This is a genomic window from Sulfitobacter sp., assembly GCF_036960155.1.
Lineage (GTDB): Bacteria > Pseudomonadota > Alphaproteobacteria > Rhodobacterales > Rhodobacteraceae > Sulfitobacter.
On record NZ_JBALWB010000001.1, the window covers coordinates 310,224 to 335,613 of the forward strand.

Below are 25,390 nucleotides of genomic sequence, written 5' to 3' on the forward strand. Positions count from 1 at the left end.
TCGCGCGGCAGCGCGCCCTTCAGGTCACTTTGCCTCTAGCGCGTCCAAACGAGCTTTCAGTGCTCCGTTTTCTTCGCGGGCTTTTTGCGCCATTGCGCGCACCGCGTCGAATTCTTCGCGGGTCACAAAATCGCGATCAGCCAGCCAGCGGTCCATCATGCCTTTCATGGCATTCTCGGCCTCGTCTTTTGCGCCTTGGGCCACGCCCATAGCGTTCGTCATGATCTGGCTCAGGTCGTCAAAAATTTTGTTGCGGGTCTGCATCAGGTCTCTCCACTGGCTATGTGCTCTATATGGGGCTGCCTGCGCCCTCATGCAAGGTTGACTTCCCTGCAAGACCGCGCTCAATCACCACATGCATGCTCTTATTCCCTTCCCCGACATCTCTCCTGAGATATTTTCCATTTCCCTTTTGGGGATGACCTTCGCATTGCGCTGGTACGCACTGGCCTACATCGTCGGCATTCTGCTTGGCTGGCGTTTGGTGCTGCGTGCGGCAAACACACCGCGCCTGTGGCGTGATCAAAAGCCCGTCATGACTGGCCCGCAAATCGAGGACTTGCTCACTTGGGTGATCCTTGGCGTGATCCTTGGGGGGCGCTTCGGGTATGTGTTATTTTACCAACCCGCCTATTACCTGTCCAACCCTGCGCAAATCCTGCGGGTTTGGGAGGGCGGCATGTCCTTTCACGGCGGCGCGCTAGGCGTGATCTTTGCGGCATTCCTATATACAGGTCGCCACCAGATCGCACGTATCAGTGCCGGAGACATCGTGGCGCTTGGCATTGCCCCCGGTCTGCTGCTGGGCCGCATCGCTAACTTCGTTAATGCCGAACTTTGGGGCCGTCAGACCGACTTGCCTTGGGGCGTCGCATTCCCCACCGAACAAGCACAGCATTGTCCCGACGTCATTGGCATCTGCGCACGCCACCCGTCTCAGCTATACGAAGCGACCCTTGAAGGCCTCATCCTTGGCGCATTCCTAATCTGGCTTGCATGGCGACGTGGTGCCCTCAAAACACCCGGTGTCATTATGGGAACATTCCTAGCCGGTTACGGAGTTGCCCGCTTTATTGTGGAGTTCTTCCGCCAACCCGACGCGCAGTTTATCTCGGCAGGCAATCCGCTGGGCCTCGCATGGCAAATCAACGGCTATGGCCTGACCATGGGTCAAGTCCTGTGTTTACCAATGATGGCAATCGGCCTCTTCTTTATTCTACGGGCACGGCGCACCAAATGAGCCTATCTGACATCCTGACGTCTCAGATTATCTCGCAAGGCCCGATGCGGCTCGACAGCTATATGACAACGTGTTTGCTGCACCCTGAGCACGGATACTATACGACACGCACGCCTTTTGGCGCGGCAGGTGATTTTATTACTGCGCCAGAAATCAGCCAGATGTTTGGCGAACTTGTTGGATTGTCACTGGCGCAGGCATGGCTTAACCAAGGCGCGCCCAAGCCGTTCTCTCTGGTTGAGCTGGGACCGGGACGCGGCACACTGATGGCTGACGCACTGCGCGCCTGCTCCAGCGTTGCTGGTTTTGTAGATGCCGCAGATATTATCCTGCTAGAGGCATCCCCTGCCCTGCGCGCGATCCAAGGCAAAGCACTAACAGGTTTTGCCCCACAATGGATCGACACCATTGAGGATCTGCCAAAGCAATCCACATTCTTCATCGCCAACGAATTCTTTGATGCGCTGCCGATCCGACAATTCGTTCGCGATGGCGCAAATTGGCGCGAGCGGCAGGTTGGCCTACAAGACGGCGCACTTGCATTTGGGCTTGGCCCCACGCAACCGCAACCCGCTTTGATGCACCGCATTGAAGACACAAAGGACGGTGACCTCATCGAGGATTGCGCCGCAGCGGCCCCTATTCTTTCTATCCTTTGTGAACGGATCAAAGCCTATGGTGGTGCCGGACTGGTTTTCGATTACGGTGATTGGCGCACTCTGGGTGACACCCTTCAGGCCATTCAGAACCATGCGCCCGCTGATCCACTGGCCGCGCCGGGTCACGCCGACCTTACCGCGCATGTAGATTTCGAAGCTCTTTTGCATGCAAGCGCATCCTGCACACCCAGCCGCATCACACCCCAAGGAGTATTTCTGGAACGCCTTGGCATCACGCCACGCGCACAAGCCCTTGCACAAACTCTAAGCGGTGAAGCTCTTGAAACTCATGTGGCCGCACATCGCCGCTTGACGCACCCGCAGGAAATGGGAAACTTGTTCAAGGTTTTCGGAATCGTTCCCGAAGGCAAACCAATGTTACCCGGACTGGACATATGACCTTAGAAATCCTGACCTCAGACGCCCTGCCAGTAAAGCACGGGTTCTTCACCCGCCGCGGCGGGGCTTCATCTGGGGTTTTTGCGGGACTCAACTGTGGTCAAGGATCTACCGATCAAGCCGAAATTGTTGCAATCAACCGCGCACTTGTAGCGGATGCCATGGGCGTTCCACACACTCATCTGCTGGGCGTGCACCAAGTTCATTCAGCAACCGCCATAACCGCTGATAGCCCTATGGCGGAAAAACCTCGTGCGGATGCATTGGTCACAGCGACACCTGGCCTTGCCTTGTCTGTCCTGACTGCGGACTGCCAGCCCGTACTTTTTGCAGATGCCGAAGCAGGCGTTATCGGGGCCGCACACGCTGGATGGCGCGGCGCGCTGGATGGCGTATTACATGCCACTATAGACGCTATGGAGGCCTTAGGCGCCAAACGCGAGAACATCGTGACCGTCATCGGCCCCTCAATCAGCCAAGCAGCTTATGAAGTTGGCCCCGAGTTTTTGGACAGCTTTATCTCCGAAGACCCCGACTATGCCCGTTACTTTATCAACGGTGAGGGCGATCGCATGCTGTTTGATCTTCCCGGCTTTGGCCTTAACCGATTGCGCGCCGCTGGCGTTGGCCATGCCGAATGGACACGCCATTGTACATTTTCAGATGCAGATCGATTCTACTCCTATCGGCGCACGACACATGCCAAAGAAGCGGACTATGGTCGCTTGATTGCCGCCATCACCCTTTGATTTTGGCGCGATTGAGGCAAAATGGGTCACGTGTTTGCCCAAGTTGACCTCCCTAAATCGCGAAACAATCGGCAAGATTGTTGCCACAGCGCGTACAATCATCCGAAACCTTCATATTTTTAAGGGCCTGACCTGAATATGGCCCCATCGCCACATTCCAACATCAATGCCTCTGCTGTTTTCCCTACTTTTAATTTAAATGCCCAAAACTAGCCCGAATGCCCCGTCATATTCAGTCTCAAGCAAGGGCAGCGCCCAAACAACAATAGAGACCGAGGACCAGAGCCATGAAAACCAACGCACGCTTTATCAAGTCGATCACAAAAGCCGCAGCAGACAACGATACGGTCATGCCTTGGGCCCGCGGCACACGTCGCGCTGCATTTGTTGCAAAACGCCGCGCCGCTGAGATGACACAACGCAAAGCAGCATAAGACCCAGATTCTCCCCGGCAGCAGGTCACCTCCTCCCCTCATAGGCCTGCCGCCACCAAAGAAACCCTTTCTGCGTAGATTCGCAGGGAGGGTTTTTTTTGATTCCTGATCGGAATGTGGCAGCACATCTCAATTTTTGGGAAACAAACCTGTATCATTTGTATGAATTGATGCTCAAAGCCTCTCAAATGTCATGGAACCTTTGACAATAGGGCTGAAACAAGGCGAATTAGACCCAACGAAAGACATGAAATGACCAAAACGTTATTTCCGTCGTTGTCGGTGGGGGCCGACGAGGGATGTGACCAACCATGATAGGTGAATCGCATGACACTAACTGCCAATCCAGCTGCCGCACGTTCAGCAGCGCGTAAAACGGGGTACGGAATGACAACTTCTTCCATGCCGACATCAAACGGCCAGACGCTGGCAGCTCAATTGCCAACGCGCACCTATGAGGTCGCTGCATTGCGTGAGGACAATTCATTGTTCATTGGCCAAAGCTCGGCACCAGCGATCCCGCTTTTTGAAGATGCATTCTCGGCGTTTACACATGGCAGCTTAGTGCAAACAACAATGGGCCCTGTCGCTGTGGAAGACCTCCAGCCGGGCGATATGGTTCAGACTTCCACTGGCGAAGCGGCACAACTGACTTGGATTGGCACCTCCACCTTCTCTCCGGCAGATGCGGGCAAACGAACGCCTCTCATTCGCATCATGCCAGACAGCCTTGGCCAGTCGCGTCCAGAACGCTCTCTTACGGTTGGACCCGGTGCTCGTATCCTGCACACACCCGCCAACCTTCGCGGTTTGGCTGATGGAAAACAGTTGCTGACGCCCGCATCAAAATTTGTAGATGGTGTAAACGTGATCGAAGTCACGCCGCCAACGCCAACGCGCCTGTTCCACATCTGTCTGTCACGACATGCCGTAATCAATGTAGACGGAATTGAGATGGAGACGTTTCATCCCGGTTCAGCAGCGCCGCGTGAGGTCAGCCACTCATTGCGCGACCGCTTTATCTCGCTCTTTCCACGTATTGGGCATTTGTCTGACTTCGGCCCGCTGGCACACCCGCGCGCGCCAGAAATCGACATTCACTAATTCTTCGGGCGTTTAGGCTATCTCAGGCCTGAACGCTCAAGCGTTCCTCCAAAACGTCAAACGGAACGCCGGGGTCATCCTTGGCGTTCCGAATTACCAATGAAGTCTTTACACTGGCCACATTCGCCGCAGTCAAAAGCTGACCAGTCAAAAAACTCTGAAAGCTGGACAAGTCAGGCGCGACGCATTTAAGCATGAAATCCACCTCACCATTCAGCATGTGGCACTCGCGAACCAGCGACCATTCGCGGCAGCGTTCCTCAAATGCGGACAGATCTGCCTCTGCTTGGCTATTCAAACCGACCATCGCAAAAACCTGAACTTCAAACCCCAACTCACGTGCATCCACGTCAGCGTGGTAACCGCGAATAAATCCGTGTTCCTCAAGGGTGCGCACGCGGCGCAAACAAGGCGGCGCTGAAATGCCAACGCGTTTGGCCAATTCCACATTGGTCATACGCCCGTCTGCCTGTAACTCAGCCAAGATTTTCCGATCAATCGGATCAAGTCGTGAACCAGCCATAAGGCCCCCTATAGATTTTCGATTGTTATATAGATAACGCTATCACGCGCAACATTGTTTCACATAGACGCAATAATATTAAAACATCCAGAAGTTAGCGGCTATCCGCGGCACAACGCAGGGGCACAGTGCCCCAAAACACGACATCCAAGATCACCTCACTGTGATCACATACCCCCCAAGGGGTTTAAGCCACCCCAGCCGCTGTATATATCAGTGCTAACAAAGAATCCTCACTTCAAGTACACAAAGGTGCCATATGGCCGAGACACGCAAGACCAAGCTTTTGATCATCGGCTCCGGCCCCGCTGGCTATACCGCTGGCGTTTATGCAAGCCGCGCAATGCTGAACCCCATCCTTGTTCAGGGCATTGAGCCGGGCGGCCAGCTGACCACAACTACCGAAGTTGAAAACTGGCCCGGAGATTCCGAAGTCCAAGGCCCTGACCTGATGATCCGCATGGAAACCCACGCCAAAGCGATGGGCACCGAGATCATCGGCGATATCATCTTGGATCTCGATCTCAGCAAGCGCCCGTTCATCGCAAAAGGTGACAGCGGTACAATCTATGAAGCTGAATCGGTTGTTCTGGCCACTGGTGCGCGCGCCAAATGGCTGGGTCTTGAGAGCGAAGAAAAATTCAAAGGCTTTGGCGTGTCTGCATGCGCGACCTGCGATGGCTTTTTCTATCGTGGACAAGAGATCGTTGTGATCGGCGGCGGCAACACAGCCGTCGAAGAAGCGCTGTTCCTCACCAACTTTGCCTCCAAGGTAACGTTGATCCACCGCCGCGATGAGCTGCGTGCAGAGAAAATCCTGATCGACCGCCTAGAGAAAAACCCCAAGATCGAACCGCTTTGGTTCCACCAGCTTGAGGAAGTCTATGGCACCGACAGCCCGCTGGGCGTTGAAGGGATCAAAGTAAAGAGCACCAAAACTGGTGAGATCACTGACATCCCCTGCAAAGGTGTGTTTGTTGCGATTGGTCACGCGCCCGCAAATGAGCTGGTGAAAGATACGCTTGAAACGCACATGGGCGGCTATGTTGTTACAAAACCAGACAGCACCGAAACATCTATCCCCGGTGTATTTGCAGCAGGCGATTTGACTGATCACAAATACCGTCAGGCCGTCACCAGCGCAGGCATGGGCTGTATGGCTGCCCTAGAGGCTGAGCGTTTCTTGGCCGAAGTCGACGAATAACCCTAAGACACCTGATTACAGGAAGCATCCACATGACCACTAATACTCGCATTGTCGTTTCCAGCGACCACGCCGATATTGAACTACGCCAGATGATTGCCGCGCATATCGCGCAGCGCGGCTGGGAGGTTGTTGATATCGGCCCCACCACCAACGAAAGCACCGACTACCCTAAACATGGCGAAGCTGCTGCACGCCATGTTGCCTCTGGTGATTGCGCATTGGGCGTTATCTTGTGCGGCACCGGACAAGGCATCATGATGGCAGCCAACAAGGTGGACGGTGTTCGCTGTGGAGTCTGCTCTGACACGTTTTCTGCACGCATGATTCGTCAGCACAATAATGCAAACGTGCTCTCGATGGGGGCGCGAGTGGTGGGTGCGGGCCTTGCGATAGATATCGTTGATGCCTTTCTGGACGCTGAATTTGAGGGCGGGCGCCATGCAAAGCGGGTGGATATGATCACCGCAATTGAAACATCAGACTGATCCACACTACCTAATGTTGCCGAACTCACACGATTGAGCTTTGGCCATCGGAGACGAAAGTTTGTTCTTGCATGAACATACTTTTTCTTTATGTGTTCATTCGTGAACAAAGATTGAGTCTGTCCCGATGGCCATGTCGCCCGAAAAAATCACCTCCGAGCAGGAGGATCAAATGTTCCGCCTGTTGCGACAGGTGGATATCGCGCCCCATGCGTCCCAACGGGCGACGGCTACGGCAATTGGGGTTTCGCTAGGTCGCCTGAATGCGCTTTTGCGCCAAGCCACCGATGCAGGCCTTGTCAATATTACTGACCGCAACGGCCCAGACAAACGGGCCCGTTTTGCCTATGCAATCACAACCCGCGGTGCGGCGGAAAAAAACCGCATCACCGACCAATTCCTAACCCGCAAGTTTGCCGAATACGACGCGTTGCACGCTGAATTAACCGGCACAACTTCTGGCCTCTCTCCCTTGAAAATCAGGACAAAACTCATGCAAAATAACCTTGCCCCCATCCCTGAGCTATATGTCTCTTACGACAGCGCAGAAAAACTGAAACTCGAAGCAACCGATCTGGTGAGCCACGATCTGACACCGCGTCAGATCTGCGATCTGGAACTGCTGATGAACGGTGGCTTTAACCCGCTCAAAGGTTTCCTTTCACAAGCCGACTATGACGGTGTTGTTGAAAACATGCGCCTTGCAGACGGTAGCCTGTGGCCAATGCCCATCACGCTGGACGTCTCCGAAGAGTTCGCGGGCAAGCTTGAAATTGGGCAAGACATCGCATTGCGCGATCAAGAGGGTGTTATCCTCGCCACCATGACCGTCAGCGACAACTGGGTGCCAAACAAAGCACTCGAAGCGGAAAAAGTATTCGGCGCAGACGACGATGCACACCCAGCGGTGAACTACCTGCACAACCAAGCCGGCAAAGTATACCTCGGCGGCCCGGTTACTGGCCTCCAGCAGCCTGTACACTACGATTTCAAATCCCGCCGCGACACGCCAAATGAAATGCGCGCCCACTTCCGCAAAATGGGCTGGCGCAAAGTTGTTGCGTTCCAAACACGTAACCCACTGCACCGCGCGCACCAAGAACTGACGTTCCGCGCCGCACGCGAATCACAAGCGAACCTGTTGATCCACCCAGTTGTCGGTCTGACCAAGCCGGGCGATGTTGACCACTTCACACGCGTTCGTTGCTACGAAGCTGTTCTGGACCAGTACCCACAAGCAACAACGGCAATGTCCCTGCTGAACCTTGCCATGCGCATGGCTGGCCCACGTGAAGCGGTATGGCACGGCCTGATCCGTAAAAACCACGGCTGCACACACTTCATCGTTGGTCGTGACCACGCTGGCCCCGGCTCCAACTCTGCTGGTGAAGATTTCTATGGTGCCTATGACGCGCAGGACTTGTTCCGCGAGCACCAAGAAGAAATGGGCATCGAAATGGTCGATTTCAAACACATGGTATGGGTTGCAGAACGCGCCCAATACGAAGCCATGGACGAAATCAAAGACAAAGAAGATGTTACCATTTTGAACATCTCGGGCACCGAGTTGCGCCGCCGTCTGGCCGAAGGTCTTGATATCCCTGAGTGGTTCTCATTCCCTGAAGTTGTAAAAGAATTGCGCCGCACCAAGCCACCACGTGCAAGCCAAGGCTTCACAGTGTTCTTCACTGGCTTCTCCGGTTCCGGCAAATCCACCATCGCCAACGCTTTGATGGTCAAATTGATGGAGCAAGGCGGTCGCCCTGTGACATTGCTTGACGGTGACATCGTGCGCAAAAACCTCAGCTCCGAGCTGGGCTTTAGCAAAGAGCACCGCGATCTGAACATCCGCCGCATCGGCTATGTTGCGTCAGAGATCACCAAAAACGGCGGCATCGCCATCTGTGCGCCAATTGCGCCTTATGCAACCACCCGCCGCGCGGTACGTGAAGACGTCGAAGCATTCGGTGCATTTGTCGAAGTACACGTAGCGACCTCAATTGATGAGTGCGAACGTCGTGATCGCAAAGGCCTGTACAAGCTGGCACGCGAAGGCAAAATCAAGGAATTCACAGGCATCTCCGATCCCTATGACGTTCCTGCAAGCCCTGAGTTGAGCGTTGAGACAGAAAACGTGGACGTAGATAACTGCGCGCACCAAGTTCTGCTCAAGTTGGAAAGCATGGGTCTGATTAAAGGCTAATCTAGCTCTAGATTAATACCATTAGGCCAGCCCAATTGGGCTGGCCTTTTTTTTGGATACTGAAAAGGCCAACCCCTCTGAAACCGCGCACAGGATGGCAGGTTAAATCGTCTTTTGGTTCACCCGTTTGGACAACTGCTCAGCAGTCTCTTTTCTCTCGCTATACCGATCCAAGAGGTAGCCTTCGTTCCCGCGCGTAAGAACTGTAAACTTCACCAGCTCCTCCATTACATCAACAACCCTGTCGTAAAACGGCGATGGTTTCATCCGACCTGCATCGTCAAATTCGAGAAACGCCTTTGGTGTGGAGGATTGGTTCGGGATCGTGAGCAGCCGCATCCACCGTCCCAAAATACGGAGCTGGTTGACGGTATTAAAGCTTTGAGAGCCGCCATTCACCTGCATCACTGCAAGGGTTTTCCCTTGAGTAGGGCGCACACCCCCAAGGGAAAGCGGAATCCAATCGATCTGTGTTTTCATGATCCCAGTCATCGCGCCGTGCCGTTCGGGCGAGCACCAGACCATACCCTCAGACCATGTGGCCAGATCACGCAATTCCTGTACTTTCGGATGCTCAACCCCTGCGTCATCCGGCAAAGGCAGGCCAGAAGGGCAAAACGTACGTGTTTCCGCCCCAAGTCGCGTCAAAATGCGCGCGGCCTCTTCTGTCATCAACCGACTGAACGAACGTTCTCGCAAGGACCCATACAGTAACAGAATACGCGGCGCATGTTTTGGGTGAATAGATGTCAGTAGACGATCTGTATTGATCTCATCGAAATGCTGTTCTTCAATGTTCGGAGTATCAGGCAACGCCTTTTCCTTTCTCGTCAATTCGGGATACGCGCGCCTCTTTCAACAAATGGGTGCGCGCAAGTAACATATGGACTTGGACAACCGCGTCAGCGTTATTGGCTTCTAGATTTGAAAAATGTGACCTAAGCAACTGGAAGGGATTGCCCAGGCGCCGAAAGACCGGATCACTAGGTCTGCCTAACATGCGCAGGCAATTTCATTGATGACGGGCTGGCACAGATCAGGTCGCCCTCCGCAACAATCCTCCAGCAAGAATGCAAGTAAGCCGCGCATCCCCGCCATATCCGCAAAATAACGAATGCTACGCCCCTCTCGTTCGCTCCGGATCAAGCCAGAACGCGTCAGAACCGAAAGGTTGGCGGACATCGTATTTTGACGCACATCAAGGGTGTCGCTGATGCTACCTGCCGTCATGCCAATGTCCCCAGCCTTAATAAGAAGGCGGAAAACGTCGAGACGGGTGGCCTGACTTAAAGCTGCGAAGGCATCGAGGGCTTTTAATTTATCCATATATCATGATTTATGGATAAATTAAGCTAAGTCAAGTCACACCTAAAAATTCACATTAAGGATTCAGCCCAAATAGACCTTACCAGACATCACCAAAGCGCCCTGTCCGCTCACTTTTACGCCAGTAATCGCATCGCGCGCACCTAGCACCTCAACGCCAGCCTGCCCTGCCCGTCCCATGCCATGCCCCTGTTCTGCGGTGAAGGTTGGCCCATCAATTAGCCCGTGCGCCCATAGGTAACTGGCCATGCACCCCGTTGCAGACCCGGTAAATGGATCTTCGGGCGGGCTGGGCGGCGCCATCAATAGGCGGCTGAATGTATCCCCCGCCTGTGTGGCGCCCTCCAACGTCACCCAAAAAGGTTCCATAATATCTACGCCGCCTTGGTCAAGTGATGCTGAATAGGCCGCTAGCGCATCAGCATTCATGCTTGCCCGCTCCAGCGTGGCGCGATCTTTGACCACCGTTACGCAAAACGGTAACCCTGTTGAGACGACCTGAGGCTCATGCAAGATATCCGATGGATCCAGCCCGCCGACAGCAGCCACCACTGCAACATCTACCTTTTGCCCAAACACTGGCGCAATCTGGGTCATGGTCACGCGGTCGCCCAGCACCTCAACAGGAATCAACCCTGCCAATGTTTCGATCACCAGCGGCCCGTCACTGATCATGCCCCGATTGCGTAGTGCAACAACGGTCGCCACCGTCGGGTGCCCCGCAAAAGGAATTTCACGACTGGCAAGGAAATAGCGCACACGAATATCGGCAACATCTGAGGGACCCGTAAACGTACATTCAACCAGCGATGTCTCACGGACATAGGCCATACACACGGCATCAGACAATACAGCGCCGCCATGCACCACCGCACAGCCGTTGCCGCCAAACACAGTATCCGTAAACGCATCTACCCAGTCAAATTCAAACGCCATCTTGATCTCCAAATGCAAAGGGGCCGCAAAAACTGCGACCCCTTCAACATGTCTTTATGACCAGCGCGGTCAAGCGCGTTAATGTACCAATACAGGCGCGTAGTTGTGCTCACGCGCGAGGTCAAACGCCAGCTTGCGATCACCAACCAGCGCCAGTTGCTGGCCCTCGGCGTCATGCACCGCATAAAGCTGTTCCAGCCCTTCAGCCTGATCGCGCACCTCGCGGGGCAGATCAGTCACAGCGATTGTCTTGACGTATACGGTCCGATCCTGCGGCCCTGTCATTACTGTTTCTCCCATCGTTTACCCCTTTCGGATGTTAATCGTTTGTACAACGGTTTCAGGCTTGGCTTGGGTCAGGTCCACGTGCAGCAGACCATTTTCTATCAAAGCCTCACCTACTTCGACACCGTCAGCCAACACAAAACTGCGTTGGAATTGGCGCCCCGCGATTCCGCGATGCAAAAACACGCGGCCCTCGCTGTCGTCACTCTGCCGCCCACGGATGACCAGTTGACGGTCTTCAACAGTGATCGACAAATCTGCTTCGGAAAAACCCGCAACTGCCAGCGTAATGCGGTAGCTACGTTCCGAAGTCTGTTCAATGTTAAAAGGCGGATAGCCTTCATTGCCGGATTTTGCATTACGCTCCAGCACGCGCTCTAGCTGTTCAAATCCCAACATATGGGGATAAGAGGCAAGCGTTAGTTTCGTCATCTTCGACACGTCCTTTTCATCTTAAGCGACAGTCTTGTGCTGCCCCACAATCGGCAACAGCACTACACAAATATGGGAAGACAACGCGCGCGGCGCAAGGGCTATGCGACAAAGCCATTCCAGCATATGATTAAATTCCCATATGTTAAGCAGAATCAGAGCCCCAATGAACGAACCAACCGATCTCTCTATGAAAACCGAAGAGGTCCTACGGGTCGAACTAGAGGTGTTCCGACGTGAACACCGCGATCTGGACGATGCAATCCGCGCCTTGGTGGAACGAGGCACTTCAGACCAACTCACCGTGCAGCGCCTGAAAAAGCGCAAACTGCTGTTCAAAGATCGCATTGCGCAGATCAAGGACCGCCTCACGCCCGACATCACTGCCTAGATACAGATTTTGCCGGAATTTTGGTCTCTTCACCACATTGCCCTAAGGGATCAGATGGCTATAGTGCCCGCTTCTTAACTCTGACGTAAAGGCCGTAGCAGCATGAGCACACCTCCCGTTGGCATCATCATGGGATCCCAGTCTGACTGGTCCACCATGCGCGAAGCAGCAGATTTACTGGATGAGCTAGGCATCGCGTATGAAGCGCGTATTGTCTCGGCGCACCGCACGCCCGATCGCCTGTGGGACTATGGCAAAACAGCTGTGGATAACGGCCTTCAAGTTATCATCGCAGGCGCTGGCGGTGCTGCACATTTGCCCGGCATGATGGCCTCCAAAACCCGCGTGCCTGTGATCGGTGTACCAGTTCAAACCAAGGCCCTATCAGGTGTTGATAGCCTTTATTCCATTTTGCAGATGCCGCGCGGCTTTCCCGTTGCGACCATGGCAATTGGTGCTGCGGGTGCCGCAAATGCGGCCCTTATGGCGGCAGGTATCCTAGCGCTGCAAGACGCAGACATCGCTGCCCGCCTTGACGCGTGGCGGACCGCCCTTTCTGCATCCATTCCGGAAGTTCCAACTGATGACTAATCCACTCCCGACCGGCGCAACCATTGGCATTTTGGGTGGTGGTCAACTTGGCCGCATGTTGAGCGTAGCCGCATCGCGCCTTGGTCTGCGCACCCACATCTATGAACCCGGCAGCAATCCACCCGCGGCGGATGTCGCGAATGCGGTAACTACGGCGTCTTATGAAGACATCGCCGCCCTCACGGCATTTGCACAATCCGTTGATCTTGTGACTTATGAGTTTGAAAACATCCCGACCGAGGCGCTGGACATTATTGAGGCGATCACACCGATCCACCCCAATCGCCGCGCTTTGGGGACATCTCAAGACAGGTTGGTTGAGAAGAACTTCCTGCAGGACAATGGCCTCACGGTTGCTCCCTTTGCGGACATTACGGATGCCGCAAGCCTAGAGGCGGCGATCGCAACTATTGGCACACCTGCAATCCTGAAAACCCGCCGTTTCGGGTATGATGGAAAGGGCCAATCGCGCCTAAGATCGCCTGAAGATGCTACAACCGCTCTTGCGGATATGGCTGGCGCACCATCGGTGCTGGAAGGGTTTGTGGACTTCTCAATCGAGATTTCCATCATCGCGGCGCGCAACCCACAGGGTGAGATCGCCTGCTATGATCCCGGCCAGAACGTTCACCGCGACGGTATTTTGCACACAACAACTGTGCCTGCTACCCTGCCCGCGCGTTTACGCATAGACGCCGTATTGTTGGCAGCCAAGATCCTGAACACGCTTGATTATGTAGGCGTCATGGGCGTCGAGCTATTTGTGACGCCACAAGGCTTGATCGTGAACGAGATCGCCCCGCGCGTGCACAATTCCGGTCACTGGACCCAAAATGGCTGTGCTGTAGATCAGTTTGAACAGCACATTCGCGCGATTGCTGGCTGGCCGTTGGGCGATGGCACCCGCTATGCCGACGTGGTTATGGAAAACCTTATTGGCGATGACGTTGATGCGGTTCCGGCCCTCGCAAAAGAACCCAACTGCGCTATCCACCTATACGGTAAGGTCGAAACCAAAGCAGGCCGTAAGATGGGCCATGTCAACCGGATCAAACGCTAGATTTTCAGGCCATGAAACGCGCGGCGATATCGCCGCGCATGTGGCTGACGCGCCCCTGAACCAAAGTTGCAGCCACCCGCAGACTGTCACGCTCAAGCACCACCATATCGGCACGTTTGCCGACCTCTAAGACGCCCCTGTCAGCCAAGCCCAGCACAGCAGCAGGTCCTGCAGAAACCAGCGACCACGCATCAGCCAAATCACGCATACCGTTTTGCCAAAGCATCAAGGCCGCCCGCCGCGCGCTGGGATAATGGTAATCTGAGGCCAGTGCATCACAATAGCCCATGGCAATCAAATCCACTGCCGAGACATTCAGATTGTGCGAACCGCCCCGCACCACATTGGGTGAGCCCATAACTACAATTCCACCCGCAGCAGCGGCCGCTTCTGCCGCCTCAAGCGTCTCTGGGAACTCTGCCACATTAACACCACGTGCTGCCCACTCGGCACGGCCTGCCGATGTGGTATCATCATGACTACCCATCGCGATGCCCTGCGCCGCCAACTGTCCACATAACCAATCAAGCGCTGAGGGCACTTCATCGCTGTAGGATTCGAGTGACTGCATCAACGCTAGATGGTTTTCCGGACTACGCCGTGCTTTTAACGCCTGGGAAACCAGCCTGCGCGGTTGCCGCCCTTCTTTTAGGCGGTCGTGCGGCAAGTGATCGTTGAATACGATATAGCTAAGGCCCCATTCCGTCATTTTTGCTGGCAACTCATCATAGAGTTCAAGCTGATAGGTTTCAAAACGAAGCTGCCCGCGCAGATCGGTCACCATACTGGGCGCGACATCCCGTAAGTGGCTAAATACCTGTTCTGCAAATTCCAGCCCGCGCACCCCGCCTTCCCAACTGACAAATTGCGCCAATGTCGCGGTGGTAATCCCGTTTGCAGCCAGTTCTGCCTCAACGGCAACCAACCCTTCGGCCATGTCCTTCATCGCACCGCGCCGCGGAGCGAGATGCCGTTCAAACCCATCGCCGTGCACATCGACAATACCGGGCAAAACCAAATATCCGTTCAGGTCGACAGAACGGCCCACCGGCGCGTCCACAATCACACCATCAGCAAACGACAACATGTCACGGTGCAAACCACGTGGCCCAAGCACCTCGGCGCCGATCAGATCAAGGCTTAACATTTGGTCCCTCCACACCAGGCAAACAACCACCGTCGGGACACCCTAATTGTTCTAACACAGCACCTAACAATGTCAGGTCTGGATCAAAGTGCCCTTCTCGCAAAAAATCGACCGTCTGAGCGATAACACGCGGATTGTTCATCATAAATGTATGTGTCACTGGCAACGTAATATGCGCCTTCATTCCTTCCAACTTTGTAGAGGAAACCGCCACTTTGCCATCGTCTTGCCCCGGCAATATGGACGAAAAGTATGGGTTAATGGATTGAGATCCCGCAATAACGCCCAATTCAAAATTTGCAGCGGGCAAACTGCGCGGAAGTGAGTCCTCTCCCGTTCCCATTTGCATCCCCGCTGGACCATTGATCCAGTCAAACGCGATCACATCCCGTAGCTCATCAATGATTTCGCTGCCCTGATTTGGCGGTCCAAGCATGACCACGCGGCCAATTTGATCTGGCCCAACGTCCGCCACCCATTGGCGCACCAGAATTCCACCCATAGAATGAGTCACAAAATCGACCTTGGCTGTACCACATTCAGCAACCGCATTTGGCAAGGTGCGCAGTGTGAGTTCTTCGATCGGGGCTTCTGTCGAAGGATAGCCCGGGCGAACGACACGCCACCCTTCAGCCTCCAGCGCGGCCTCCATCAACGCAAACGATGTTTCCGTCCGCGCCAAACCATGAAGCAACACGACGCAACGCGCATCTGCTACGCTTGCCGTTAGACACCATGCACATATTATCGCAATAATTCTCATGCCACGCTATGTAGTGCCTATCGTCTGGCTTGTAAGCCCCCAACGCCCCTCTCGGGCGGAAAACTGTCGCTTGGTTAAGGATATGCTCATGACGCCAATACAATCGCCTCGCCTTGCTGTGCGTGCCATCATAATTCACGAAGACCGCCTGCTGTTAGTGAACGCGTGGCCTGATGGCAAAAGCGACCTTATGTGTGCTCCGGGGGGCGGGGTTGAACGTGGCAGTGCCTTACCCGACAATCTCAAACGCGAAGTTTTTGAAGAAACAGGATTGGAAGTCACTGTCGGGCTGCCCTGCCTCGTGAATGAATTCCATGATCCTAACGGTAGTTTTCATCAGGTTGATGTTTATTTCCACTGCACTTTGGTGGGCGCGCCGACGTTAGATCATAACTGGCAAGATGTGGATGCAGTGGTGACAGACAGGCGTTGGGTCACCCGCGATCAACTTAGCCAACTGCGGGTTAAGCCCGATAGCTTGGCAGCAGTCGCGTGGCAGGACGCTGACGCCCCAATGTATGATCCGCTAGAACCGATTATCGTTTAGCGGTCACCGCCCAACCGATACCACCCACAACCAACCCAGCAGCCAGCATCACCACTAACGGCACCGTTTCACCCAACAATACAGCGCCAGCAAGAATTGCGATTACAGGAACGCTAAGCTGCACAATTGCTGCAGTGGCACCCTGCATTTGCCGTAAGACATTATACCACAGCGCATAGCCCAACCCTGATGTCACTGCCCCACAGAACAGCGCCAAAACAACACCCCACCAGTCGCCCGATAAATCGCTGCCGATCAAGAGAACTGTCAGCAGCGGAAGGCACAAAATGAAATTTGCGCCCGTCGCGGCCAAAGGATCTGCAGCGCCTCGTCCCGCGATTGTGTACACTGCCCAACCAACCCCAGCCAAAACCATCAATGCAGCACCCAGCGGATCCGCGACACTGCCCGCACCAGGCCAAAGCACCAAAAGCAACCCTGCAAAAGCAATACCAGCACCGCAAAGTTGCCTTGTTGTTGGTGGTTGTCCAGTCACCGCACCGTGGGTAAACATCGTAATTTGGGTTACTCCAAACAGGATAAGCGCCCCTAAACCCGCATCCAGTGTCAGATATGCAAGCGAAAACCCGACCATATAGGCCGTAAGGCTAATAGCACCCGGCAAGCGCGCGCGCCGCAACAGAGGCACCGAAATTCCCCGCCACGCGGCAATCCCACCCAGCATCGCCGCCCCAGCAGCCACTCGAAGAATAGAAAATGCGCCAGGGCCCAAATGACCGCCTTCAACCGCTGCGCGGGTAAGGACCGAATTAGCAGCAAAGGCGCACATGGTGAGTACAGTGAGTAAAATCAAACGCATAATCAGGCGTACCGCGCAGAAAGAAGTTGGCCAAGCTCAATCTGCGCGAACACTTTTAATTGAAGATAAACTCATCGTCATCATCCATCGTCGCCAGCAATGCGTCCAACTCACTGCTATCCCCGCCAGCCCAATTCTCTACCCGTGGCGGGGGCATGCGGGCTGCAAACTCATCTTTGAACAATTGCCGAACGGTCCCTCGAATATCTTGTTCCATCAATGCATCTGACAGGCTCTTGCGGATCGTGTCATTCTGCACTGCTGTCTGGGTCCGTATTTTCCGCCTATCTTGTACTGTTTGCATCGCACCCATCATTGCAACTTGCAATTGATCAGCTGTCATTGCGTCCTTTGTCAGGAAATCATGACACCCGTTGCGCATGGCCGTCACTGCAGTCCGTGTGTCACCTTCTCCGGTGATCATAATCAGGCCAGCATTACAATTGAGATCACTTTTTTGGATGCAAGCAAGTACATCCAAACCGTCTCCTTGGGGGAGGCGGTAATCAATCAATACAAGGTCAAAAAGCTTGGTTTCGATCGCCGTTTTCAATTCTGTGATGCCGCTCACCTCAGTTAGGTTCACGTTCAGATCAATTTTCCCACTCATGCGTCGAATACGCGCACGGTCAAACGCACTATCATCCAACAACAGCGTTTGAATTGGTGTTGGAAACGCCCCTATTCTCGGCGCGTTCATTTCGGCATTCATTGACATATCGTCACCCTTCCCACTTTTACTCACCACGAGCAGAATAGGGCTGTCGAACCTACCAAACGATAAACAGAAACGGCTTCATAGGGTGCCTCTAGGGGATCTTCTGCACGCTAATCGTCTCAAATTATTTAGTTTCATCGCAACCATGTGGAAAAACCACATCAACTTCCAGGCCAGTTTCGCTATCTTGTGCAGGCGACAAGGTCATGTACCCTCCATAATGCTCCGCAATTCGGTTCACATTGGCAAGGCCCATGCCTGTACCTTCAACCTCGTCGCGCGGCCGCAATGTCGACAATGCGCCCAGCGCTTTAGCATAGTATTTCTCCGGAATTCCGGGGCCGTCGTCACTAACTGTCAAACGGATCATGCTACCCTCAGCCCGTGTGGATATCTTAACCCTACTCGTTGCCGCATGATGATGCTTGGTAGTATTATCGATCAACGCGCTCAATAAAAGCAGAGCGTCCTGCTCACCCAGCATTGCGTGGGTACAGTTTATGTCGCGCAGCACGCGCAGCCCCTCAGGTAACTGAAGCCCCTCCAATACCCTGCTCAACGCAGCGTCAAGATCAACACGGTCCACGTCCTGAAATCTGCCGATCCTCGAATACGCCAGCAGGTCAACAAGCATCTGGTCAAGCCGCGCTGTGTGCCTGTTCATCAATTCAATGGAGGATGTCACAGATGCGGGTAGATCAATCGCCGCTTCTTGCAAATCCTCTGAAATCCAGTTCGGTAATTCTAGCAAAGCCCGTACAGAAGCACGCAAATCATGGCTCATCAAATAGATGAAATCGTCAATGTTCTGAGGGTCATCCTGCGGAGGACCTGAAGAGCGAGTTTCAACGAGTGCAGCCGTCCGCGTCATTGATCACCTTTGAGATTGCATTCCCCTGATCCCTACCACTTCGATTATTTCAGGACAGTTAACGTTACCCCAAAACGTGACAAAGGACCCCAAGGGGCCCTTTGCACTGTCTTATATAGACAAGGTTGGCACCCATAGATCGCGTTTCCTTGCGGAAAATCAAACTATGGGACGCTCATAAACTAAGTTTATGAGTTTACATCATGCCGCCCATGCCGCCCATTCCGCCCATGTCAGGCATGCCTGCGCCGCCGCCGTCTTTGCTTGGACGATCAGCAACCATAGCTTCGGTTGTGATCAGCAGACCTGCAACAGATGCTGCATCCTGAAGCGCTGTGCGTACAACTTTGGCCGGGTCAATAACACCAAACTTGAACATGTCGCCATATTCTTCGGTTTGAGCATTAAAGCCGAACGTTACGTCTCCGCTTTCGCGAATCTTGCCCGCAACTACGGAACCGTCAACACCGGAGTTTTCGGCGATCTGACGCAGTGGCGCTTCGAGTGCCTTGCGGATGATCGTGATACCAACGTCCTGATCGGAGTTTGCACCCTTGAGGCCTTCAAGAACTTTGCCCGCTTGGATAAGTGCAACACCACCACCCACAACAATACCTTCTTGAACAGCAGCGCGTGTCGCGTTCAGTGCATCGTCAACGCGGTCTTTACGCTCTTTGACTTCCACTTCGGACATGCCACCAACGCGGATAACAGCAACACCACCGGCCAATTTGGCAACGCGTTCTTGCAGCTTCTCTTTGTCGTAGTCAGATGTTGTTTCTTCGATCTGGTTACGGATCTGAGCAACACGTGCTTCGATGTCGGCTTTGTCGCCAGCGCCTTCAACGATAGTTGTCTCGTCTTTTGTGATCGACACTTTCTTGGCGGAACCAAGCATGTCCATTGTCACGGACTCAAGCTTCATGCCCAAGTCGTCAGAGATAACCTGACCGCCGGTCAGAACTGCAAGGTCTTGCAACATGGCTTTGCGGCGATCGCCGAAACCAGGTGCTTTAACCGCAGCAATTTTCAAACCGCCACGCAGTTTGTTCACAACCAGAGTTGCAAGTGCTTCGCCTTCAACATCTTCTGAGATGATCAAAAGTGGTTTCTGTGACTGGATCACCTGCTCGAGCAGTGGAACCATTGGCTGAAGCGAAGAAAGCTTCTTCTCGTGCAGCAAGATGATCGCATCTTCCAGCTCAACAGTCATTTTGTCGGAGTTGGTTACGAAGTAAGGGGACAGGTAACCGCGGTCAAACTGCATGCCTTCAACAACATCGGTTTCTGTTTCCAGACCTTTGTTCTCTTCAACAGTGATAACACCTTCGTTGCCGACTTTTTGCATCGCATCTGCGATCTGCTGACCAATGTCTGCTTCGCCGTTGGCAGAGATTGTACCAACCTGAGCAACTTCGTCGCTGTCAGATACAGGGCGCGAGGCCGCTTTGATCGCTTCAACAACTTTCAGCGTGGCCAAATCGATGCCGCGCTTCAGGTCCATCGGGTTCATGCCAGCGGCAACCGATTTCATGCCTTCGCGTACGATCGCTTGAGCCAAAACAGTAGCGGTTGTTGTACCGTCGCCTGCTTCGTCATTGGTGCGGGAAGCAACTTCCTTAACCATCTGTGCGCCCATGTTCTCGAACTTGTCTTCCAGTTCGATCTCTTTGGCGACAGATACACCGTCTTTTGTGATACGTGGGGCGCCGAACGATTTGTCCAGAACCACGTTACGGCCTTTAGGGCCGAGGGTTACCTTAACGGCGTCTGCAAGGATGTTAACACCCCGAAGCATAGAATTACGCGCGTCTGTACCGAATTTGACGTCTTTTGCAGCCATTTTCGAAATCTCCTAAAAATTATTTGATGGAAAGCATGTCATGTGGGGACCGAAAGGTCCGCCTATCCTGTGATCAGGACAGAATCCCCATGATGTCGCTTTCTTTCATCATCAGCATTTCTTCGCCGTCGACAGTTACTTCTGTGCCGGACCATTTGCCGAACAGAACTTTGTCGCCTGCTTTTACCGCTGGTGCGATCAGTTCGCCGTTGTCTTTGCGGGCGCCCTCGCCAACAGAAACGATTTCACCTTCAGAAGGCTTTTCTTTCGCGCTTTCGGGAATGAAAAGTCCACCAGCAGTTTTCTCGTCGCCCTCTGTGCGCTTAACCAGCACGCGGTCGTGAAGCGGTGTCAATGCCATCTTTGTAGCTCCTTGATGCTCAAAGTTATATCCTATGACCGGCCCTTCACCTGAAGCTGCCAGCCGTTATCACTCACCTAGGTCGAGTGATAACGAGGGATAGGTATGGTCGACTTGGTGATGAGTCAACAACTGCGTTGATATTTTTTTGTTCAGACGGGCTTAGTCTAGTCAGCGCCTAGAACACGGCTGGCCACAGCAACGGCGTCTGCACCTGAAGGGGTTATGCCGTAAACGCCCTTTTCGACCTTCTCAAACCAGCCATAGTAATTATCGCGCATCACTGTAGTTGCACGTTTCACTCCAGTTTCGCGCGCAACGTCGGCCCCTTTACTGGCACCAACCTCAAACAGGTAGACCGCAACTTTGACGGCATCCTGACGGTAGGCTGTCACCAGCCCCGCCCGCGTCTGCCCGCCATCATTGGGGTCACCCTGCCTGCGCGAAAACTCCCGCAGCAGGGTCGCCTTGCGTTTGGCATTTTTGCGTGGCGCGTAAGGACCGGGATCGCAGTGAACCGTCACCAAGCCATCCTCAACCCGAACCGTCATCAGGCCTAGACCCAACCGCCGTGCAAGCGTCGTATTGGCCTTTACCGCTTTATAAAACGGCTTTCCCGCTTTATGGGCCACGGCCAGATACACATCATCGCTCACCCTTAACCGTTCCACACACTGATGAAACAACGCCAGCGAAAACCCCAGCTTTAGTTCGACAACCACAGGCGACTCCGCACCGCGGATTCCAACGACATCAGCCGCGCCCACTTCGGCTTTCACCACATATCCCTGATCCTCCAAGAAGGCTTTTACAGGCGGGTACAAATCAGTCTCACGAGCGCTCATGCAAATACGCTATCACCATTCCCAAACCCCGTGAATCCCCCTAAACTGTATCCCCATGACAAGAGACGAGCTAACCACCTTTTGCGCCGCCCTCCCCCATGCCACTCACGTGGTCCAATGGGGAAATGCGGACGTCTACAAAATTGGCGGCAAAGTGTTTGCTATCGTGGGTATGGGAAATAGCGGCGCATCCGTAACATTCAAAACCTCGCACATGGCATTTGAAATTCTGTCGGACAGTCCGGGATTACGCCCGGCACCCTATATGGCATCGCGGGGCCTGAAGTGGATTCAGCAATATGATGCGCCTGGCCTGTCCGATGTCAGCCTACAGGACCATATCCGCGCATCCTATGACATGGTTGCCTCTGGGCTGACGCGCAAACTGCGCACGTCATTGGGTATATAGTACAGTCGCCTCTCTGATACACAAACCCACCCTTTGGAAATGCGCTGGGTGACACGGCGATTGTTCCTGCTATAAGGCCGGAAATTGATCTTATTTCCAGCAGGAGCGCATAATGACTACTCTCGTTTTCGGCCACAAATCCCCAGATACAGACAGCACCGGCAGCCCGATCATTTGGGCATGGTTCCTTAACGAAGTCTTGGACGTAAAAGCCAAACCTGCCCTGCTTGGTGAGCCAAACACCGAAGCCCTTTTCATGCTGGACCACTGGAAACTGGACAAGCCAGAGATCATTTCAGACGTTGCCGATGATCAACCTGTTGTCATCGTTGACACAAACAACCCAGCCGAGTTGCCTGCCAACATCAACAACGCAGACATCCGCGCCATCATCGACCACCACAAGCTGGTTGGCGGCCTTGAGACAAAAGCACCAATCCACATGGTCATCGAACCATTGGCCTGTACCGCCACAATCATGTGGAAGCTGATCGGCAAAGACATGGCAAAGATGCCTGAAAACGTAAAAGGTGCGATGCTGACGTGCATCTTGTCAGACACGTTGGAATTCCGCTCACCAACAACAACCCAAGAAGACAAAGCTGTTGCATGGTCACTGGCCGAAGAATTGGGCGTCAACATTCCAGAATACGCCGCAGCGATGTTTGCCGCCAAATCTGACGTGTCTTCCTTCTCCGAAGCCGAACTGTTGCGCATGGACAGCAAAGAATTCGAAGTAGACGGCAAAAAGCTGCGCGTCTCCGTTCTGGAAACAACGTCACCTGCCACAGTGCTGGACCGCAAAGACGCGCTGATGGCGGCAATGCCCGGCGTTGCAACCGAAGATGGTGCCGATCAAGTGTTGCTGTTTGTTGTTGATATCCTCAACGAAGAAGCAACTCTGCTGGTCCCCAACGAGATGACCAAATCCATTGCTGAAAAATCATTCGACGCCAAAGTTTCTGGCGACACGGTTGTTCTACCTGGCATCATGAGCCGCAAAAAGCAGATCATCCCAAACCTGAAGGTATAGTTAGACATGAAGTCTATCAAACTATTGGCAGTGCTCGCTACTTTGGCAATTGCAGCTTGCGATATTCAAGACGGCCAATTTACCACTGAGAGCCAATCGTCAACAAAACCCGTAGCGGGTGCAGCAGCAACAGCTGAACCCGTCCAAGCGGCTGATGTTCAGATTTTTGAAGGCGCACCTGCGCGGGCCTACACTGCGCTTGGCCCGCTCGACATTTCGGTCAACAAGCTGACCGCCTTCCACCCGACTCCGACACGTGAAGCTGCAATCAAACGTCTGCAAGAAGCCGCAGCAAAGTTGGGCGCAGATGCTGTGATCAATGTCACGGTGGGCGAAGTTGTAGTTGTTCCCTTAAGCTGGGGCGCACGCAAAGCAACTGGCGTCGCGGTCAAATTCTAAAATTATCCAGATAACAGCAGCAAGAGGCAGGCCATTGGTCTGCCTCTTGTGATTCTCGGCAGGCCTAAACAGCCTCCTTAACAAGCCCACCTTGTAAGAACGGCCTCTTTGCATCCCTTCTCTGCTCAGTTATCCCGTCTACAAACCGCCCCAACAGGACCAGAACCATGACCCGTATCATCAACAGCCTCTCCGAGATTTCATCGAACTACGAGGCGTTATTTGTCGATCTGTGGGGCTGCGTACACAACGGGGTTGAAGCCATTCCAAGTGCGGTTGCCGCTTTGCAGGAGTACCGCAAAGGCGGCGGCATCGTGATCCTTGTCACCAACTCGCCGCGCCCCCGCGCAGGTGTCGCCAAGCAGTTGATCCATTTCAAAGTTCCCGAAGACGCATATGACGCCATCGCAACTTCAGGCGATTCAGCGCGCTCAGCGATGTACCGCGGTGTGGTGGGCAACAACGTCTGGCACTACGGCCCTGCAACCGACAGCCGCTTTTTCGATCCGCTGGAGATTCTTGAGAACCCTGTGGAAATCAAACGCGTTCCACTTGCTGAGGCGACAGGCATCGTCTGCACCGGACCTTTTGATCCGCAGGCTGATCCAGAAACATGGCGGCCCGATCTGGAAGCCGCTCTTGCCCGTGGCCTCAAGCTGCTGTGCGCAAATCCTGACATTGTTGTTGACCGCGGCGAAATCCGCGAATGGTGCGCTGGTGCCGTCGCAAAGATGTACGCCGAGATGGGCGGCGAAAGCCTCTATTTTGGTAAACCGCACGCGCCAATTTATGATTTGGCACGACGCAGGTTGCATAAACTTGGCAACGCTATTCAAGATGGACGTATCCTAGCAATCGGTGATGGCATCCTGACGGACGTAAAAGGCGGCATAGATGAAGGAATTGATTCCCTATTCATCTCCGGCGGCTTAGCAGCTGCAGAAACAAAAACTGTCACCCAACCCGATGAAATCGCGCTAACCAGCTATCTTGAAAAAGAAAAATCGAATCCTCCCTTCACAATAGGGCATCTACGCTGACCCATTTTCGGCTTGCATTTCTGCACCTGCAAAGTAATTAAGTTACACACAGGGCAATTCGCCCGCATGTTTATTACTTAGGGGGCAGGCATGTTGGACAATCTACCACGCGGCACTATCGTAATCGAAGACATTGAAATCGGCATGTTCCGGTATCTGCGCAAGCAGGTCACCGATGAAGATATCGAAATGTTCGCAACCGTCTCGACGGACCGCAACCCTGTGCACCTTGATGATGATTATGCCCAAGATACGATCTTTCAGGGTCGTATTGCCCATGGCATGCTCACGGCGGGCCTGATTTCAGCCGTCATCGGAGAGCAGTTGCCGGGCCACGGCACAGTCTACCTCGCGCAAACCATGAAATTCCTGCGCCCAGTGCGCCCCGGCGATACTGTTTATGCAGAGGTGAAAGTCACAGACATTGACCCCGCCAAACGCATCGTAAAGATGGATTGCCACTGCTCCGTAGATGGCAAAAAGGTCTTGGTCGGTGAAGCGACTGTTTTAGCACCATCTCGCAAGTTCGACTGACCTTGCACGAACCCGCATGGGCAGCTACTCAAAGCG

32 protein-coding genes are annotated in these 25,390 nt (G+C 53.9%); 17 read left to right on the forward strand and 15 right to left on the reverse strand.

Annotation, left to right across the window (positions count from 1 at the left end; all coding sequences use genetic code 11):
* Positions 1-24: 24 nt before the first annotated feature.
* Positions 25-264 carry an accessory factor UbiK family protein gene (locus tag V7775_RS01405; protein WP_335750070.1) on the reverse strand — a complete coding sequence of 80 codons (240 nt, stop codon included), beginning with the start codon at positions 262-264 and terminating at the stop codon, positions 25-27.
* Between the two features lie 91 nt (positions 265-355).
* On the opposite strand from V7775_RS01405, the gene lgt reads away from it, so the two are divergent.
* From lgt to V7775_RS01430, 5 genes are all read left to right on the forward strand, one after another.
* Positions 356-1,240, forward strand: coding sequence for a prolipoprotein diacylglyceryl transferase (gene lgt / locus V7775_RS01410; protein ID WP_335750071.1), 885 nt, complete (start codon positions 356-358; stop codon positions 1,238-1,240).
* Positions 1,237-2,298: a class I SAM-dependent methyltransferase gene (locus tag V7775_RS01415; protein WP_335750072.1), complete on the forward strand. Its 1,062-nt coding sequence runs from the start codon at positions 1,237-1,239 to the stop codon at positions 2,296-2,298. Before lgt ends, V7775_RS01415 begins: the two co-directional genes overlap by 4 nt.
* Positions 2,295-3,047 carry a peptidoglycan editing factor PgeF gene (gene pgeF / locus V7775_RS01420; protein ID WP_335750073.1) on the forward strand — a complete coding sequence of 251 codons (753 nt, stop codon included), beginning with the start codon at positions 2,295-2,297 and terminating at the stop codon, positions 3,045-3,047. Before V7775_RS01415 ends, pgeF begins: the two co-directional genes overlap by 4 nt.
* 287 nt (positions 3,048-3,334) lie before the next feature.
* Positions 3,335-3,481, forward strand: coding sequence for a hypothetical protein (locus tag V7775_RS01425; RefSeq protein ID WP_335750074.1), 147 nt, complete (start codon positions 3,335-3,337; stop codon positions 3,479-3,481).
* A gap of 327 nt (positions 3,482-3,808) precedes the next feature.
* Positions 3,809-4,585 (forward strand): Hint domain-containing protein, encoded by a 777-nt coding sequence (locus tag V7775_RS01430; RefSeq protein WP_335750075.1) that lies wholly within the window; start codon positions 3,809-3,811, stop codon positions 4,583-4,585.
* Positions 4,586-4,607: 22 nt separating this feature from the next.
* On the opposite strand, the gene V7775_RS01435 is transcribed toward V7775_RS01430, so the two are convergent.
* The gene (locus tag V7775_RS01435; protein ID WP_335750076.1) at positions 4,608-5,108 is read right to left on the reverse strand and encodes an Lrp/AsnC family transcriptional regulator; all 501 of its coding nucleotides are present in this window, start codon (positions 5,106-5,108) and stop codon (positions 4,608-4,610) included.
* Between the two features lie 259 nt (positions 5,109-5,367).
* On the opposite strand from V7775_RS01435, the gene trxB reads away from it, so the two are divergent.
* The 3 genes from trxB (at position 5,368) to V7775_RS01450 (ending at position 9,003) form a co-directional block, all read left to right on the forward strand.
* Positions 5,368-6,312, forward strand: a complete 945-nt coding sequence (gene trxB / locus V7775_RS01440) for a thioredoxin-disulfide reductase (protein ID WP_335750077.1) — start codon at positions 5,368-5,370, stop codon at positions 6,310-6,312.
* A gap of 32 nt (positions 6,313-6,344) precedes the next feature.
* On the forward strand, positions 6,345-6,800 hold the full coding sequence (gene rpiB, locus V7775_RS01445; RefSeq protein WP_335750078.1) for a ribose 5-phosphate isomerase B: 456 nt from the start codon (positions 6,345-6,347) through the stop codon (positions 6,798-6,800).
* Positions 6,801-6,972: 172 nt separating this feature from the next.
* On the forward strand, positions 6,973-9,003 hold the full coding sequence (locus V7775_RS01450) for a bifunctional sulfate adenylyltransferase/adenylylsulfate kinase (protein ID WP_443070073.1): 2,031 nt from the start codon (positions 6,973-6,975) through the stop codon (positions 9,001-9,003).
* Between the two features lie 102 nt (positions 9,004-9,105).
* Here the strand turns inward: V7775_RS01450 and arsH are convergent, their stop codons facing one another.
* The 5 genes from arsH to V7775_RS01475 form a co-directional block, all read right to left on the reverse strand.
* Positions 9,106-9,816 (reverse strand): arsenical resistance protein ArsH, encoded by a 711-nt coding sequence (gene arsH, locus V7775_RS01455; RefSeq protein WP_335750080.1) that lies wholly within the window; start codon positions 9,814-9,816, stop codon positions 9,106-9,108.
* 180 nt (positions 9,817-9,996) lie between these two features.
* On the reverse strand, positions 9,997-10,329 hold the full coding sequence (locus V7775_RS01460) for an ArsR/SmtB family transcription factor (protein WP_335750081.1): 333 nt from the start codon (positions 10,327-10,329) through the stop codon (positions 9,997-9,999).
* A gap of 63 nt (positions 10,330-10,392) precedes the next feature.
* Positions 10,393-11,265, reverse strand: a complete 873-nt coding sequence (locus V7775_RS01465) for a PhzF family phenazine biosynthesis protein (RefSeq protein WP_335750082.1) — start codon at positions 11,263-11,265, stop codon at positions 10,393-10,395.
* Between the two features lie 78 nt (positions 11,266-11,343).
* A complete protein-coding gene (locus V7775_RS01470; protein WP_335750083.1) occupies positions 11,344-11,565 on the reverse strand; it encodes a DUF1150 family protein in 222 nt (73 codons plus the stop codon).
* 3 nt (positions 11,566-11,568) lie between these two features.
* Entirely contained in the window at positions 11,569-11,982 is a 414-nt protein-coding gene (locus V7775_RS01475; protein ID WP_335750084.1) for an Hsp20 family protein, read from the reverse strand.
* A 166-nt stretch (positions 11,983-12,148) separates the two neighbouring features.
* Between V7775_RS01475 and V7775_RS01480 the strand changes: the two genes are divergently transcribed.
* The 3 genes from V7775_RS01480 to V7775_RS01490 all read left to right on the forward strand — a co-directional run bounded on the left by V7775_RS01480 (position 12,149) and on the right by V7775_RS01490 (position 14,024).
* On the forward strand, positions 12,149-12,373 hold the full coding sequence (locus V7775_RS01480; protein WP_335750085.1) for a YdcH family protein: 225 nt from the start codon (positions 12,149-12,151) through the stop codon (positions 12,371-12,373).
* 102 nt (positions 12,374-12,475) lie between these two features.
* Positions 12,476-12,964, forward strand: a complete 489-nt coding sequence (gene purE / locus V7775_RS01485; protein WP_335750086.1) for a 5-(carboxyamino)imidazole ribonucleotide mutase — start codon at positions 12,476-12,478, stop codon at positions 12,962-12,964.
* Positions 12,957-14,024, forward strand: a complete 1,068-nt coding sequence (locus V7775_RS01490; RefSeq protein ID WP_335750087.1) for a 5-(carboxyamino)imidazole ribonucleotide synthase — start codon at positions 12,957-12,959, stop codon at positions 14,022-14,024. The genes purE and V7775_RS01490 overlap by 8 nt, the downstream gene beginning before the upstream one ends.
* Before the next feature lie 4 nt (positions 14,025-14,028).
* On the opposite strand, the gene V7775_RS01495 is transcribed toward V7775_RS01490, so the two are convergent.
* Together V7775_RS01495 and V7775_RS01500 are read right to left on the reverse strand one after the other, a co-directional pair.
* Entirely contained in the window at positions 14,029-15,171 is a 1,143-nt protein-coding gene (locus V7775_RS01495) for an alpha-D-ribose 1-methylphosphonate 5-triphosphate diphosphatase (RefSeq protein WP_335750088.1), read from the reverse strand.
* On the reverse strand, positions 15,158-15,934 hold the full coding sequence (locus V7775_RS01500; protein ID WP_335750089.1) for an alpha/beta fold hydrolase: 777 nt from the start codon (positions 15,932-15,934) through the stop codon (positions 15,158-15,160). Before V7775_RS01500 ends, V7775_RS01495 begins: the two co-directional genes overlap by 14 nt.
* 82 nt (positions 15,935-16,016) lie before the next feature.
* Between V7775_RS01500 and V7775_RS01505 the strand changes: the two genes are divergently transcribed.
* Positions 16,017-16,481, forward strand: coding sequence for an NUDIX domain-containing protein (locus tag V7775_RS01505; RefSeq protein ID WP_443070090.1), 465 nt, complete (start codon positions 16,017-16,019; stop codon positions 16,479-16,481).
* Here the strand turns inward: V7775_RS01505 and V7775_RS01510 are convergent.
* The 6 genes from V7775_RS01510 to V7775_RS01535 all read right to left on the reverse strand — a co-directional run bounded on the left by V7775_RS01510 (position 16,471) and on the right by V7775_RS01535 (position 21,939).
* Complete coding sequence (locus V7775_RS01510) at positions 16,471-17,301, reverse strand: DMT family transporter (protein ID WP_335750091.1); 831 nt, start codon at positions 17,299-17,301, stop codon at positions 16,471-16,473. The two genes, V7775_RS01505 and V7775_RS01510, sit on opposite strands and share 11 nt — an antisense overlap.
* 55 nt (positions 17,302-17,356) lie before the next feature.
* Positions 17,357-18,019, reverse strand: coding sequence for a response regulator (locus V7775_RS01515; RefSeq protein WP_335750092.1), 663 nt, complete (start codon positions 18,017-18,019; stop codon positions 17,357-17,359).
* 124 nt (positions 18,020-18,143) lie between these two features.
* Positions 18,144-18,890, reverse strand: coding sequence for a sensor histidine kinase (locus V7775_RS01520; protein ID WP_335750093.1), 747 nt, complete (start codon positions 18,888-18,890; stop codon positions 18,144-18,146).
* Positions 18,891-19,086: 196 nt separating this feature from the next.
* Positions 19,087-20,733 carry a chaperonin GroEL gene (gene groL / locus V7775_RS01525; protein WP_335750094.1) on the reverse strand — a complete coding sequence of 549 codons (1,647 nt, stop codon included), beginning with the start codon at positions 20,731-20,733 and terminating at the stop codon, positions 19,087-19,089.
* Between the two features lie 73 nt (positions 20,734-20,806).
* The gene (locus V7775_RS01530; protein ID WP_335750095.1) at positions 20,807-21,094 is read right to left on the reverse strand and encodes a co-chaperone GroES; all 288 of its coding nucleotides are present in this window, start codon (positions 21,092-21,094) and stop codon (positions 20,807-20,809) included.
* A 167-nt stretch (positions 21,095-21,261) separates the two neighbouring features.
* Positions 21,262-21,939, reverse strand: coding sequence for a DUF2161 domain-containing phosphodiesterase (locus V7775_RS01535; RefSeq protein WP_335750096.1), 678 nt, complete (start codon positions 21,937-21,939; stop codon positions 21,262-21,264).
* 55 nt (positions 21,940-21,994) lie between these two features.
* Between V7775_RS01535 and V7775_RS01540 the strand changes: the two genes are divergently transcribed.
* The 5 genes from V7775_RS01540 (at position 21,995) to V7775_RS01560 (ending at position 25,354) form a co-directional block, all read left to right on the forward strand.
* On the forward strand, positions 21,995-22,348 hold the full coding sequence (locus V7775_RS01540; protein WP_335750097.1) for an MmcQ/YjbR family DNA-binding protein: 354 nt from the start codon (positions 21,995-21,997) through the stop codon (positions 22,346-22,348).
* 112 nt (positions 22,349-22,460) lie between these two features.
* Complete coding sequence (locus tag V7775_RS01545; protein WP_335750098.1) at positions 22,461-23,381, forward strand: manganese-dependent inorganic pyrophosphatase; 921 nt, start codon at positions 22,461-22,463, stop codon at positions 23,379-23,381.
* A 6-nt stretch (positions 23,382-23,387) separates the two neighbouring features.
* On the forward strand, positions 23,388-23,780 hold the full coding sequence (locus V7775_RS01550) for a heavy metal-binding domain-containing protein (RefSeq protein WP_335750099.1): 393 nt from the start codon (positions 23,388-23,390) through the stop codon (positions 23,778-23,780).
* A 167-nt stretch (positions 23,781-23,947) separates the two neighbouring features.
* Complete coding sequence (locus V7775_RS01555) at positions 23,948-24,820, forward strand: TIGR01459 family HAD-type hydrolase (protein ID WP_335750100.1); 873 nt, start codon at positions 23,948-23,950, stop codon at positions 24,818-24,820.
* Between the two features lie 90 nt (positions 24,821-24,910).
* Positions 24,911-25,354 (forward strand): MaoC family dehydratase, encoded by a 444-nt coding sequence (locus tag V7775_RS01560; RefSeq protein ID WP_335750101.1) that lies wholly within the window; start codon positions 24,911-24,913, stop codon positions 25,352-25,354.
* The last annotated feature ends 36 nt before the right edge of the window (positions 25,355-25,390 follow it).